General features: G+C 70.9%; 12 protein-coding genes and 1 pseudogene. 9 read left to right on the plus strand and 4 right to left on the minus strand.

Annotation, left to right across the window (positions count from 1 at the left end):
• Positions 1–74 precede the first annotated feature (74 nt).
• Positions 75–677, plus strand: coding sequence for a DUF998 domain-containing protein (locus AB0G04_RS34360; RefSeq protein ID WP_360991546.1), 603 nt, complete (start codon positions 75–77; stop codon positions 675–677).
• 65 nt (positions 678–742) lie between these two features.
• On the opposite strand, the gene AB0G04_RS34365 is transcribed toward AB0G04_RS34360, so the two are convergent.
• Together AB0G04_RS34365 and AB0G04_RS34370 are read right to left on the minus strand one after the other, a co-directional pair.
• Positions 743–1,813 carry a PQQ-dependent sugar dehydrogenase gene (locus AB0G04_RS34365; protein WP_360991549.1) on the minus strand — a complete coding sequence of 357 codons (1,071 nt, stop codon included), beginning with the start codon at positions 1,811–1,813 and terminating at the stop codon, positions 743–745.
• Between the two features lie 7 nt (positions 1,814–1,820).
• On the minus strand, positions 1,821–2,075 hold the full coding sequence (locus AB0G04_RS34370) for a DNA-binding protein (RefSeq protein WP_360991551.1): 255 nt from the start codon (positions 2,073–2,075) through the stop codon (positions 1,821–1,823).
• 110 nt (positions 2,076–2,185) lie between these two features.
• Between AB0G04_RS34370 and AB0G04_RS34375 the strand changes: the two genes are divergently transcribed.
• Positions 2,186–2,845, plus strand: a complete 660-nt coding sequence (locus AB0G04_RS34375; protein ID WP_360991554.1) for a CDP-alcohol phosphatidyltransferase family protein — start codon at positions 2,186–2,188, stop codon at positions 2,843–2,845.
• On the opposite strand, the gene eno is transcribed toward AB0G04_RS34375, so the two are convergent.
• A complete protein-coding gene (gene eno / locus AB0G04_RS34380; RefSeq protein ID WP_360991557.1) occupies positions 2,782–4,092 on the minus strand; it encodes a phosphopyruvate hydratase in 1,311 nt (436 codons plus the stop codon). The two genes, AB0G04_RS34375 and eno, sit on opposite strands and share 64 nt — an antisense overlap.
• A gap of 116 nt (positions 4,093–4,208) precedes the next feature.
• Between eno and AB0G04_RS34385 the strand changes: the two genes are divergently transcribed.
• The 4 genes from AB0G04_RS34385 (at position 4,209) to AB0G04_RS34400 (ending at position 6,880) form a co-directional block, all read left to right on the plus strand.
• The gene (locus AB0G04_RS34385) at positions 4,209–5,081 is read left to right on the plus strand and encodes a MerR family transcriptional regulator (protein ID WP_360991559.1); all 873 of its coding nucleotides are present in this window, start codon (positions 4,209–4,211) and stop codon (positions 5,079–5,081) included.
• A 155-nt stretch (positions 5,082–5,236) separates the two neighbouring features.
• Entirely contained in the window at positions 5,237–5,611 is a 375-nt protein-coding gene (locus AB0G04_RS34390) for a hypothetical protein (RefSeq protein WP_360991562.1), read from the plus strand.
• A 233-nt stretch (positions 5,612–5,844) separates the two neighbouring features.
• Positions 5,845–6,108, plus strand: coding sequence for a hypothetical protein (locus AB0G04_RS34395; protein ID WP_360991565.1), 264 nt, complete (start codon positions 5,845–5,847; stop codon positions 6,106–6,108).
• Positions 6,109–6,415: 307 nt separating this feature from the next.
• Positions 6,416–6,880, plus strand: coding sequence for a hypothetical protein (locus AB0G04_RS34400; protein WP_360991567.1), 465 nt, complete (start codon positions 6,416–6,418; stop codon positions 6,878–6,880).
• Between the two features lie 457 nt (positions 6,881–7,337).
• Here AB0G04_RS34400 and AB0G04_RS34405 read toward each other — a convergent pair whose 3' ends face one another.
• On the minus strand, positions 7,338–9,608 hold the full coding sequence (locus AB0G04_RS34405) for a tetratricopeptide repeat protein (protein ID WP_360991570.1): 2,271 nt from the start codon (positions 9,606–9,608) through the stop codon (positions 7,338–7,340).
• Between the two features lie 164 nt (positions 9,609–9,772).
• On the opposite strand from AB0G04_RS34405, the gene AB0G04_RS34410 reads away from it, so the two are divergent.
• The 3 genes and pseudogenes from AB0G04_RS34410 to AB0G04_RS34420 form a co-directional block, all read left to right on the plus strand.
• A complete protein-coding gene (locus AB0G04_RS34410; protein ID WP_360991573.1) occupies positions 9,773–10,207 on the plus strand; it encodes a winged helix-turn-helix domain-containing protein in 435 nt (144 codons plus the stop codon).
• A gap of 3 nt (positions 10,208–10,210) precedes the next feature.
• Positions 10,211–11,071, plus strand: coding sequence for a BTAD domain-containing putative transcriptional regulator (locus AB0G04_RS34415; protein WP_360991654.1), 861 nt, complete (start codon positions 10,211–10,213; stop codon positions 11,069–11,071).
• A gap of 57 nt (positions 11,072–11,128) precedes the next feature.
• Positions 11,129–11,859, plus strand: a pseudogene (locus AB0G04_RS34420) (hypothetical protein); the annotation flags it as partial.

The following is an 11,859-nucleotide window of genomic DNA, read 5'->3' on the forward strand; positions in this document are numbered from 1 at the left end:
GACAGGTAATCGAAGCATTACCTGTCACATCGGCGGGACCGACGTCCGGGTGCCACCGACGAAGGAGCTTGCACATGACCGCCGCACTCGCCACCCGTACCGTCGCCGTGACGTCGCGCCAGGCGGCACTGGCCGCCGCCGGACCGCTCTGGGCGGCGGTGTCGCTCACCCAGGCCGCCTTCCGCGACGGCTTCGATCTGCTGCGGCATCCGCTCAGCCTGCTCAGCACCGGCTCGCTCGGCTGGGTGCAGATCGCTAACTTCGTGGTGGCCGGCCTGCTCATGGCTGCCGGCGCCGGCAGCCTGGACGGGAGGTGGGCGCCGCGTCTGACCCGGGTGGCGGGCTTCGGCATGATCGCCGCCGGTCTGCTGGTGATGGACCCCGGTGGCGGCTTCCCGGCAGGCCACGACGAGGTGCCGGCGACGATGAGCTGGCACGCGATCGGGCACATGGCGGCCGGCACCGTCTCCTTCATCGCCCTGATCGGCGCCTGTTACGTGCTGGCGAAGCGCGCCACGACACGGAGTTCCGCGGTTGCCGCTGCGGTCTCGGGAACCGCGCTGCTGGCCGGCGACCTGTGGGCGATGTCCGGCGGCGTGGCCGGCACGCTGACCCTGGCGGCCGGCGCGATCACCGCGATGCTCTTCCTCTCGTTCGCCGCCCTGCGCTCGAACTGAACCGGCCGGGGCCGTCATCGCGCACAACGCGGTGTTCGATGATCGCCCCGGCATCCCTCCGCCGGCTATCGGGCCGGGAACCGCAGGATGCGGTCGTCGCCGTCGCGTACGTCACCTCGCCCGTCGGTGTTCGACGTGGTGAGCCAGAGTGCGCCGTCCGGTGCCACCTGCACCGTCCGCAGCCGCCCGTAGGTGCCCACCAGCTCGGCCCTGGGACTGCCGGGCCCGGTGTTCCCGAACGGGACCGTCCACAGGCGCTCGCCGCGGAGCGCGGCCACATACATGTCGCCGCCGGCGATCGCCATGCCGGACGGGGACGCCTCCCGGGTCTGCCAGGTGACGGCCGGATTCGTGAACTTGCCGCCGGCCGTGTCGCCCTCGCCCTCGACCTCCGGCCAGCCGTAATTGCGCCCCGGACGGATCTCGTTGATCTCGTCGACGTCGTTCTGCCCGAACTCGGTGGCCCACAGGTTGTTCCCGGCATCCCAGGCCAGGCCCTGGACGTTGCGGTGGCCGAGGCTGTAGACGGGCGAGCCGCTGATCGGATTGTCGCGGGGCGGCTTCCCGTCGGGGTCGAGGCGCAGGATCTTGCCGTTGGGGCTCGCCGGGTCCTGGGAGCTGGCGGTGTCGCCGGCGTCGCCGGTGCCCGCGTAGAGCATGCCGTCCGGGCCGAACGCGATCCGGCCGCCGTTGTGGAAGCTCGACCTGGCGATGCCGCCGAAGACGAGTTCCTGCTCTCCGCCGGAGAGGTCGAACCGGACGATGCGGTTGTCCTCGGCGGTGGTCAGGTAGGCGTACACCAGGTTGCCGGGGGAGACGGCGAGGCCGAGCAGCCCGCCTTCGCCGCTGGCCTCGACCCCTTGGACCACGCGGATCTCGCGGGGTTCGCCGCCGGGCGTGAGCCGCAGGATCCGGCCGGTGCCGCGTTCACCGATCAGGGCGTCACCGCCGGGCAGGAACGCCAGGCCCCACGGCACGTCGAGGCCCCGGGCGACCTCCTCGGGCGCCGACAGGTCGTAGGAGGTCACCGACCCCGGCGGGATCGACGGGTTCGTGGCGGCGGCTCCGCTGCCGCCGCAACCGGCGGCGCCGGCCAGGAGCAGGATGACCAGGGCCGGTCTCACAGCGATGCGCATTCTTCTCCTACTGCTGAGGTGTCGTTGCATCAAGGACACCGGTGGGACCCGCCGGGTTCCGCCGCCGTGCGGCGATTTTCACACGTCTGGCGGCGATCCACTGCTCGACCTGCTCGCCCAGCCACACCTTGCCCTGAGCCAGGTGGGCGACCGGCGCGGGAAAGTCCTTCTGCACGGTGATCTGGTAGATGCGCTGGCGGCTGAGGTCGCCGAGCAGCAGTCCGACCTCGGTGGTGCCGACGAGATAGATATGCGGGGCCATGCAAGGGACTATAGTCTCAGGACTAGTAAAGATCATCTTCGGGTACGTGAGCGACGTGCTCCCCGGCACGCCGCAGTGGTGCGCGGCGCCCGGTACGCGATGATCGCGGGGTGCAGACAACGCAGGCCGGCGACTTCCGGCGGGTGGCCCGGCCGGACGCCGGACTCTTCACCCACCGGGTCAACTATCCGATCGCGGCCCACCTCGGTGCACTGGCCCACCGGCTCGGGCTCCGGCCCATCGTTCTCACCCTGATCAACCTGGTGCTCGGGCTCGCGGGTTCGGCGCTGCTCGTCGCCGCGGCTCCGGCGCCGGCCGCCGCGGCGGGGGCGTGGCTGCTGTGGCAGGCCGCGTACCTGGCCGACTGCGCCGACGGTCAGCTGGCCCGGGTCACCGGCACCGCCTCGGCGGCCGGTGGGCGTCTCGACGTGCTGGTCGACGTGGCCGTACAGACCGGGATCGTGATCGCCGTCGTGATGTCCGCCGGTGACCTGCCGGCCTGGCTGGTGGCGTTGTTCGCCGCCGGGTGGATGATCTCCATGGTGACGTCGGTGCTGGCCCGCGACGGCGCGAACGTCAGCCTGCTGCCGTCGCGAAGCCTGCCGGTCCAGGCGGTGAAGATGGTCCGCGACCATGGTTTCAAGGTGACCGTGATCGCGGTGGCCGCCGCCTCCGGGCCCGGCCCGACGATCTGGCTGATCGCCGGCTACACCGTCCTGAACTGCGGATTCCTGCTCGCTTCGATCGCCCGCTCCGCCGCCCCGGCGTAGGCGGCGGCCCGCCCCAGCTCCTCCTCGATGCGGATCAGCTGGTTGTACTTGGCGGTCCGGTCACTGCGCGACAGCGAACCGGTCTTGATCTGCCCGCAGCCGGTGGCCACGGCCAGGTCGGCGATGGTGGTGTCCTCGGTCTCGCCGGACCGGTGCGACATCACCACCCGGTACCCGGCCCGGTGCGCGGTGTCGACGGTGCGCAGCGTCTCGGTGAGCGTGCCGATCTGGTTCACCTTCACCAGGATCGCGTTGGCATAACCACCCTCGATGCCACTGGCCAGGCGATCGGCGTCGGTGCAGAACACGTCGTCGCCGACCAGCTGCAGGCGGTCGCCGGCCTTCGCGGTGAGCCGCTTCCAGCCGGTGAAGTCGTCCTCGGCCATCGGGTCCTCGATCGAACTGATCGGATACCGTCCGGCCAGGTCCAGCAGGTACGCGATGTGCTCGTCCACGCTGCGGGTGCGCTTCTCCCCGGCGTACACATAGGCCCCGTCGTGGAAGAACTCGGAGCTGGCCGGATCGAGGCAGACGGTGATGTCGGCGCCCGGCCGGTAACCGGAGTCCTCGATGGCCCCGACCACGAACCCCAGTGCCTCGTCGGCGTCGGCGAAGTCCGGTGCGAAGCCGCCCTCGTCGCCGACGTTGGTGCTGTGCCCGGCCGCGGCCAGCTGCCGCCGCAGGGTGTGGAACACCTCGGAGCCCATCCGGACGGCCTCGAAGAACGTCGGCGCGCCCACCGGGGTGATCATGAACTCCTGGAAGTCGAGCGGGTTGTCGGCGTGCGCACCGCCGTTCACGATGTTCATCATGGGCACCGGCAGCAGCCGCGCCCCGACACCGCCGACATAGCGGTACAGCGGCTGCCGGTGCGCGGCCGCGGCGGCCTTCACCACGGCCAGCGACACCCCGAGGATCGCGTTCGCACCGAGCCGGCCCTTGTTCTTCGTACCGTCCAGCTCGATCATCGTGGTGTCGATCAGCGACTGCTCCTCGGCGTGCAGGCCGGTCACCGCCGCGGCGATCTCACCGTTGACCGCGGCGACCGCCCGGCTCACGCCCTTGCCGTGGAACCGGTCCGGGTCGCCGTCGCGTAACTCGACCGCCTCGTTCGCGCCGGTCGATGCACCCGACGGCACGGCCGCACGTCCCGTCGAACCGTCCGCGAGCACCACGTCCACCTCGACACTCGGGTTGCCCCGGCTGTCCAGGATCTGCCGCCCGATCACCCGGCTGATGACAGTCATCGATCAAACCCCCTTCTGGTTGTACGAGGGGAAGCGTGGCCGCCCGCCCGCGGTGTTGTCATCGCGAGAAGTGACACGTTGACCCGTACCCCGAGGTGCGGGTTTAGGGTCGCGGGATGCGAGTGGGGGAGTTGGCGCGCCGGACCGGGACGACGATCCGGGCGCTGCGGTACTACGAGGAGGCCGGCCTCGTCGTGCCGCGACGGCTGGGTAACGGCTACCGCGACTACGAGCCGATCGCCGAACGGCAGGTCGCCCAGATCCGCGAACTGATGGCCCTCGGCCTGTCCGTCGAGGAGACCCGGCCGTTCGTCGAGTCGATCGCCAACGACGACGACGTGTGCGCCGCGGCCGTGGCGACGTTCCGCAGCACCGTCAGCGGCCTCCAGGAGCGCATCGGTGAACTGACCGCCCAGCGGGAGGCCCTCGACGCCCGGATCGACGCGGCTGCCCGCCGCATCGTGACCGGCCCGCCCGCGCCCGGCGCCGATCCGGCCGGACTCGTCGGCGGACCGCTGCCCGGCCTGCACTTCTATGCCAGCGACGGACGGCCGGTCGCCCTGGATGCGCTGGGTCCCGGCCGCACGGTCGTGTTCGTCTACCCGCTGACCGGCCGCCCCGGCGTCGACCTGCCCCGCGGCCTGCTCGAGGTGCACGGCGCCCGCAGCCAGGACAGCTGGTTGCGCGACCACCACGCCGAACTGCTCGGCGCCGGCGCGGCCCGGGTGTACGGCCTGTCCGCCCAGTCGACCGGCTACCAGCGCGAACTCGCGTACCGGCTGCGGCTGCCGTACCCGCTAATCCCGGACCCGAAGCTGACCCTGGCCGCCGGGACCGGCCTGCCCACCCGCACCGACGGCGCCCTGACCGTCTACGAGCGGCTCACCCTGATCGTCGCCGACGACCGGGTGGAACACGTCTTCCACCCGATCCCGGCACCGGCCTCACACGCCCTCGACGTGATGCGCTGGCTCAGCCAGGGCCGCTAGGTAGTGTGCCGGAGTCGTGTCTGCGGCCTCCCGCAGCAAAGCTGAAACAGGCCAAGCCGCCGAATCTTGTACGGTGCCTGCGTGGAAGATGGGAACCTGCGTCTCGCGGTCCTCGAAGCGCTCCTCGAGTCCGGTGTGATCCCGCGTGCGACGTCATGACCATGATCTGGAAGTACTGGGACGGCGAGAGCGACGAATTCTGCATCCGATCCTTCGACGGCATCGCCGAGGCCCTGCCGAACCTGCGAAAACTCGCCGTCGACATGTACACGGGCAGCGACCTCACACCCCTGGCCGGCTGCACGGACCTGCACACGCTGCACCTCTACGGCGGGTTCAGCGTCACCGACCTCGGCCCGCTCGCCTCGCTCACCGCCCTGCGTGACCTCAGGCTGGGCCACTGCGTGACATGCCGGCCCTGCGGCAATTCACCTGCCTGCAGACCGTCCACCGCGCCAGCAAGCCCATCCCGATGCGCACCGCGTTCGACAACGCCCGCGTCCTGGAAGAGATCCAGGCCCGCGGCGTGACCGTTCGCATCAACTAGCGACATCGATCCGACCCCGGTTCAGTGCCGCGTACAGCGAGCCGTGACCCCGCCGGTGCTCGTCGGCCAGGTCAGTTCCACCAGCGACCGCACCGCTGTGTCCGCGCACAGTGGCGCGTTGAAACTCGAGCCAGGCCGTGTTTCGCAGCCGCTGGTGCTCGTGCTGAGTCCTGGCGTGGCGGTGATCGACAAAGGTTGAGGTCCTCGGTGGATCGGTTGACGACCAAGCAGACCGAAGACCTTCCGAAGACCTCGTGCCGAGCGAAAGGCGGGCATCCGCCTTTCGACCCCCAGGCGTACCGGCTGCGTCATGCCGTTGAATGCGGCATCAACCAGCTCAAACAACACCGCACAATGGCCACCCGGTACGACGAACTCGCCGTCCGCTACGAAGCCACCCTCACCATCGCCGCCATCACCCAATGGCTCCGCGCCCTACGAAACACGGCCTGGGTGCTCAGCTGCGGGCCTCTGCGGTGATCGAGCGCCTGACCATGCCGGGGCTCCCGGGGCGGGAGGGGCGGTGGACTTGCCTCGGCTGCCGCGGCCATCGGAATCCACAGACAAAATGACGCCCCCATTGTGGCTGGAATCTCGCGGGATCCGTCATTAGACCACGCGGCGTCCGCATAAAACCTCGGATCGGCAAACGGAAAAGATCCTACTTACTCGCGATAATGCGCTGGCCTCGAGCTCTTTCCGCGTATATCGGACGGTGCAGTGAACATACGCAATACTAGGCATCAAGGAAATGACAGGCCGATTTCACGATGTGTAGGAGAGTCTCATGAAGGTACCGTGTTTCCGCACTTCCCCGGCGCGCGCTGCGGCCGCTGCCGCACTCGCGACAGCCGCTCTCGGCGCCGCCGTTCCGAGCATCGTTCACGCGGCTCCAGCGGCCCCCGGCGACCGCAGCCTTGTCGCCGTCCTGCAGAACACCAGCAGTGTGCGACTCACCTTGGCCGAGGCTGAGACCGAAGTCGTGGAAGGAGAGTGGACCACCGAACCGCCGAGGGTCATCAAGAATGGCGGGAGCGGCCGCTTCGGGTCAATGTCGGACGGTGACAAGACCGGTACCGAGGCGACGATCGTCTACAGGACCAAGTACGGCGCGGTGGAGGTCCACTGGGAACAGACGTGGAAGAAGCAGAACCAGCTGATCACGTGTGATGCTCCCGCAGAGCTGAGGTGCGATGTGTCGACCACCGGGACAACGGAAAAGAGGGCTGCCATCGCCCTTTCCAACGCCTGATCGGCCGGTGTGGAGAAGTGACGCCCCACCCGGGCGCGGCGCCGAGTGCCTGCCGGGCACCGGCGTCGGCAACCAGATCGATACAGCCCTGACGTTCTGCCAATGGCGGAACCGGCCATGGCCGATCCGGTCGACCTATTAAAACTGATCCAGCGCGGCTTGCCCTCGATACCGCGTGCCCCGGCGTAGGCGATGGGCCGGGAGCACCAGGCGTACGCCGACGCCTCACGGTCGGCGCCTCCCCACGTCCTGTGGGTCCGCAGGGCTGCTGTCCTGTCGCCTCGTGGCGCCGGACGCCATGCCAGCCACCCTGCAGCGCTCCTGTAAATCGTGTCCCCGCCTATGGGGATCTTTTGTAGTGGGCTGACGCGTGGAAACAACGGGGCTGGGGCCAGAGCGCTGCGACTGAGTCGGAGCGCTCTGGCATCAGTTGGCTTCGCGCCCTGCGAAACACGGCCTAGTCGGCGAGGCGCCGGCGCACGTCGGCGGCCCCGGCGTGGCCGATGTCGGTCAGCAGTGTGCAAGCGGCCTGCCAGTGCTCGCGGGCGCCGGTATCGTCACCGACCGCCTGGCACGTGTCGCCGAGGTGTGCCAGAAGCCCGGCCTCGATGATCGGGTCGGTGATGTCCCGAGCCTTGCGGAGTCCTCGTTCGTACAGGTCGATCGCTGCCTCGTAACGGCCGAGATCGTGGTGTGCCCGGCCCAGCACGTCCAGTCCGAGCGCCTCACTGGCCGCGTTCCCGGTCCGCCGGTGCAGCATCAGCGCACGCTCGTGGTGTTCCAGCGCCTGCACGGGCTCGCCGCGGCCGGCGAGATACCAGCCGACGGCGTTGCACGCCTTGCCCTCCCAGCCGGGATGGTCCAGCTCCCGCCACAGCTCCATGGACCGCCGGGCGTGTTCGAGGGCGCGGTCCAGGTCGGCCTGCAACCAGCACACGTACGACAATACGTACAGGGTCTCGGCCTCCCCGGCCCGGTCGCCGGCCTCCCGGCACAGCCGGGTCGCGTCGTGCAGGTGGGTGTACGCGTCGTCGAAGCGTTCGAGGCGACCGGCGGTGACGGCCAGGAACCGGTGCGCGTACGCGGCCGCCGGGCGGTCCGCCAGCCCCGTGGCGGCGCGGAGCGCGACAGCCCACGCGGCGTCCTCCTCCTGCCAGCGGCGCTGGTCGTTCAGGACCGTGTCCAGTGCCCAGGTCAGCTGCCAGGCGTGCCGGTCCATCCCTTCGTCCTTCGCCTGACGCAGGCTCGACATCAAGACCGCACGCTCGGTGTTCAGCCACTCCAGTGCGGCCTTGACGTCGAACCGCGACTTCTGCCCGGCATCCTCGGCGGATCCGCGGACCAACGCGGGAACCGGTGGACGGGTCGGGTTCAGGACCAGCTCCGCCTCGTACGCCGTGTGGGTGTAGTGGTCCAGCAGTCGGGTCAGCGAGGCTCGGCGCTCGTCGTCCGGCTCCGTCTCGCGCGCGAGGTCGCGGGCATACCGGCGCAGCAGGTCGTGCATCCGGTACCGGCCGGGCAGGTGCTCGGTGAGCAGGCTGGCGTCGGTGAGCTCGCGCAGCCGTCGCTCGCCGTCGGCCGGTGCGGCGGCGAGGAGCGCGGTGGCGGCGGTGGCGCTGATGTCCGCGCCGCCGGTCAGCCCGAGCAGCCGGAAGAGGCGGGCCGCAGCCGGGCTGAGGGCGCGGTACGACCAGGAGAACACCGCTCGGACACCGCCCAGTACGTCCGGGTGCGGCCGGCCGAGTTCGAGGGCGAGGGTTGCCGGCGAGAAGCCGGTGTGCCGGATCCGCGCGGCGACGAGCGCCAGAGCCAGCGGGTGGTGCCCGCAGGCCGCCACGACGGCGGCACCGGCCTCGGCATCCCACCCGGCTCCGCCGATCCGGCGGCGAAGCAGCTCGATCGCCTCCGTACGGTCCGGCGGTTCCAGCGACAAGGGGTGGGCGCCGACCTCGGCGACCAGCTCGGCCAGCCGGTGCCGGCTGGTGACGATCGTGCGGACGGCGGGTGCACCGGCCAGCAGCGGTCGGACCTGGTCGGCATCGAACGCGTTGTCCAGCACCACGAGCACCCGGCGGCCGGACAGCCGGCTCCGGTAGAGCGCCGCCTGGGCGTCGCGGCCCTGCGGGATGCGATCCGGATCCACGCCGAGCGCGTCGAGGAACCCACGGACCGCCTCCGCGGGATCGACGGTCTCCCGGCCGGGGTCGAAGCCGCGGAGGTCCACGTAGAGCTGACCGTCGGGGAAGTCCGCGGCCACCCGGTGCGCCCAGTGCACCGCCAAGGCGGTCTTACCGACGCCCGCCAGACCGGTGATCGTGACGACCCGCGCCGTGGTGGCGTGCAGGTCCGCCAGCGCCGCGGCACGGCCGGCGAAACCCTCCACGTCGGCCGGCAGCTGGGCCGGTGCGGGCGCCGGCGCTGATGGCGGTGCCGACGGCGCGGGCTTTGTTCGCCGGCGCAGTTCGGTGTGGACGGCGGTCAGCACCTCGTGGCGCCGGCGCCAGTCCGCCAGCTCGGGCTCCGTGCCACGGCATGCCCGGATCAGCGGACCGACCAGGGTGTCGAAGTCCGGTGGGCGCTTGATCTCGCCGTTCAGGATCGCGTACAACTGCGCCCGGCTGATCCGCAGTTCGCGCGCAACGCCGGACAGGTCACGGCCCGAGGCGCGCCACCGCTGTCGCAGCTCGGCGCAGAACGCCGCCACTGGGCCTTCCCGTACCACACCCATCTGTTCCCCCGTGTCTGGTCCAGTCCGGACCTGTCCGGTGTCCGGATCCGCGCCGGTGTCCACTATCGGCATCGAAGCGGGCGAATTCCAGTCCTGGTCGGCGTCGATGCATCGCGGTTCGGTGATCCGCTTCGCTGGGCGGACTCCGACGAGAAGGGGACTCGATGGAACTGCGGTTACTGGGGCCGGTGGAAGTGCGGCTCGACGGGCGGCTGCTTGATCTCGGGCCGCCGCGGCAACGCTGCGTCTTCGCGGCCCTGGCCGTCGACGTCGGCCGGCCGGTCCAGGTCGACACGATCGTCGACCGGGTCTGGGACGAGTCGCCGCCGCCGTCAGCACGCGAGTCGGTGTACGTCTACGTCGGCCGGCTGCGGAAGGCCCTGCTGCGCGCCCTGGCACCCGCGGATCTGGTGCGGCGCTCCGGTGGGTACCAGCTGGAGGCCGAGACCGACCAGGTGGACCTGCACCGGTTCCGGCTCGCGGTGCACCGGGCGGGACAGCCGGGCCGCCCGTCGGCCGACCGCCTCGCCGCGCTGCGGGCCGCGATGGCCGTGTGGCGGGGTGCGCCGCTCGCCGACCTGGACGCCGAGTGGGCGTAGCGGCTGCGTACCGGCTGGCAGCGGGAATACGCTGCGGCGCTGGCCGGCTGGGCGCACGCCGAGATCGACGCGGGCAACGCCGGGGTGACGATCGGGCGGCTCAGTGCGGCGCTGGACCGGGATCCGCTCGACGAGTCCGCCGCCGCCGCACTGATCAGGGCCCTGCATGCGATCGGCCGGGTCGTGGACGCGCTGACCTGGTACCGCCGCGTCAGGGACCGGATCGTCGCGGAGGTGGGGGTGGAGCCGGGCCCGTTCCTGCGCCGGGTCCACGACGCCGTCCTGCGGGGCGCGGCGGTCGCGGCCGGCCCCGCGGGACCGGCCGCCGCGACGCCGGACCCGCCGGCCGCGGGGCCGGACCGGGAGCACAGTGCGGTCGACCGGTGCCACGATCTCGCGCGGGCGCTCGCGTTGGCGGGCCACCCGGACCGTGCCCTGCACCACGCACGACAGGCGGCGGCTGGATACCGGGCCGCCGGCGACCGGACCGGTGAAGGCCGTGCGTATCTCACCCTCGGCAGGTGCGAGATGCAGTTGGGCGACGTGCCGGCCGGCCGGCGGACCGCCTGGCACGGGCTGGAACTGCTCCGCGACGCCGGCGACGCCATGGGTGAGGCGGACGGGTGGCAGACCGTCGGCGAAGCCGACCTGCACCTCGGGCGGCACACCGACGCGATGCGGTGCTTCTGGTCGAGCCTGACGCTGTACCGGCGGCTGGGAGCGACCGAGCTGGAGGCCCAGGTGCTGCGGCATCTGGGCACGGCCTACGCCGCGACGACAGACCGGCCGCTCGAGGGTCCGCCGCTGCCGCCGGCGGGCGCTGGGTTTCGGCCAGAAACAGTCAAGGTCGTCGGCACACCCTGACCGGACACGAGCCGACATCACGGTTCGTGCCTGCGCCTTCACCTTCATGGGGGATCGATGAACCTACGCTTCAAACGCTGGTCGACGGCCGTCCTCACGGTCGCGGCCTTGGCGGTGCCCGGATTCGTACCGGCGGCTGCGTCCGCCGCCCCCGCCGCGGTCACCGCCGCGCCGGGTGGGCCCGGGCTCGGACCGGACCCGGCACCCGCGCTCCGGCCGAGCCTGGCGGCGGCTCTGCCGGCCCTCGGGCCGCAGATCACCCGCAGCGAGATCCTCGCCCGCGCGAAGCGCTGGTACGACTGGGGAAACGTGAACTACAGCCAGGACCAGAGCGACGCGGTAACCGACGGTGACTTGCACAAGTACCGGCCCGACTGCTCCGGCTACGTGTCCATGGCGTGGCACCTGCCGAAGAAGAGCGACGGCTGGGATCTCAACACCGGCGACTTCGCGACCTGGTCGGGCGTGACCCGGCTGAACAGTTTCAATGACCTCAAGCCCGGCGACGCCCTGCTCAGCGACGGACACATCGTGCTGTTCGAGCGGTGGGCCAACGCGGCTCGCACACGGCTGTGGATCTACGACGAGTACGCCTACGGCCAGGTGGTCCGGCACGCCGAGATGGACCTCAGCAGGTACAGCGGCTCGTTCTCTCCGATCCGGTACCGCAACGCGATCGACTCCGAGTCCGCCGTCGGTGGTCGTTGGGGTGATTTCGATGGTGATGGCCGGCCGGATGTGGCGGGTGTCGCCGGTGGTGATCTGTGGGTGCATCGTGGTGCGGGTTC

It is taken from the genome of Actinoplanes sp. NPDC023801 (assembly GCF_040639655.1).
Taxonomy (GTDB): Bacteria; Actinomycetota; Actinomycetes; order Mycobacteriales; family Micromonosporaceae; genus Actinoplanes.

Excerpts from the sequence above, each read along its gene's own strand:
- AB0G04_RS34360 (WP_360991546.1), top strand. The coding sequence starts at position 75 with ATGACCGCCGCACTCGCCACCCGTACCGTCGCCGTGACGTCGCGCCAG.
- AB0G04_RS34365 (WP_360991549.1), bottom strand. The coding sequence starts at position 1,813 with ATGCGCATCGCTGTGAGACCGGCCCTGGTCATCCTGCTCCTGGCCGGC.
- AB0G04_RS34370 (WP_360991551.1), bottom strand. The coding sequence starts at position 2,075 with ATGGCCCCGCATATCTATCTCGTCGGCACCACCGAGGTCGGACTGCTG.
- eno (WP_360991557.1), bottom strand. The coding sequence starts at position 4,092 with ATGACTGTCATCAGCCGGGTGATCGGGCGGCAGATCCTGGACAGCCGG.
- AB0G04_RS34385 (WP_360991559.1), top strand. The coding sequence starts at position 4,209 with ATGCGAGTGGGGGAGTTGGCGCGCCGGACCGGGACGACGATCCGGGCG.
- AB0G04_RS34390 (WP_360991562.1), top strand. The coding sequence starts at position 5,237 with ATGACCATGATCTGGAAGTACTGGGACGGCGAGAGCGACGAATTCTGC.
- AB0G04_RS34400 (WP_360991567.1), top strand. The coding sequence starts at position 6,416 with ATGAAGGTACCGTGTTTCCGCACTTCCCCGGCGCGCGCTGCGGCCGCT.
- AB0G04_RS34405 (WP_360991570.1), bottom strand. The coding sequence starts at position 9,608 with ATGGGTGTGGTACGGGAAGGCCCAGTGGCGGCGTTCTGCGCCGAGCTG.
- AB0G04_RS34410 (WP_360991573.1), top strand. The coding sequence starts at position 9,773 with ATGGAACTGCGGTTACTGGGGCCGGTGGAAGTGCGGCTCGACGGGCGG.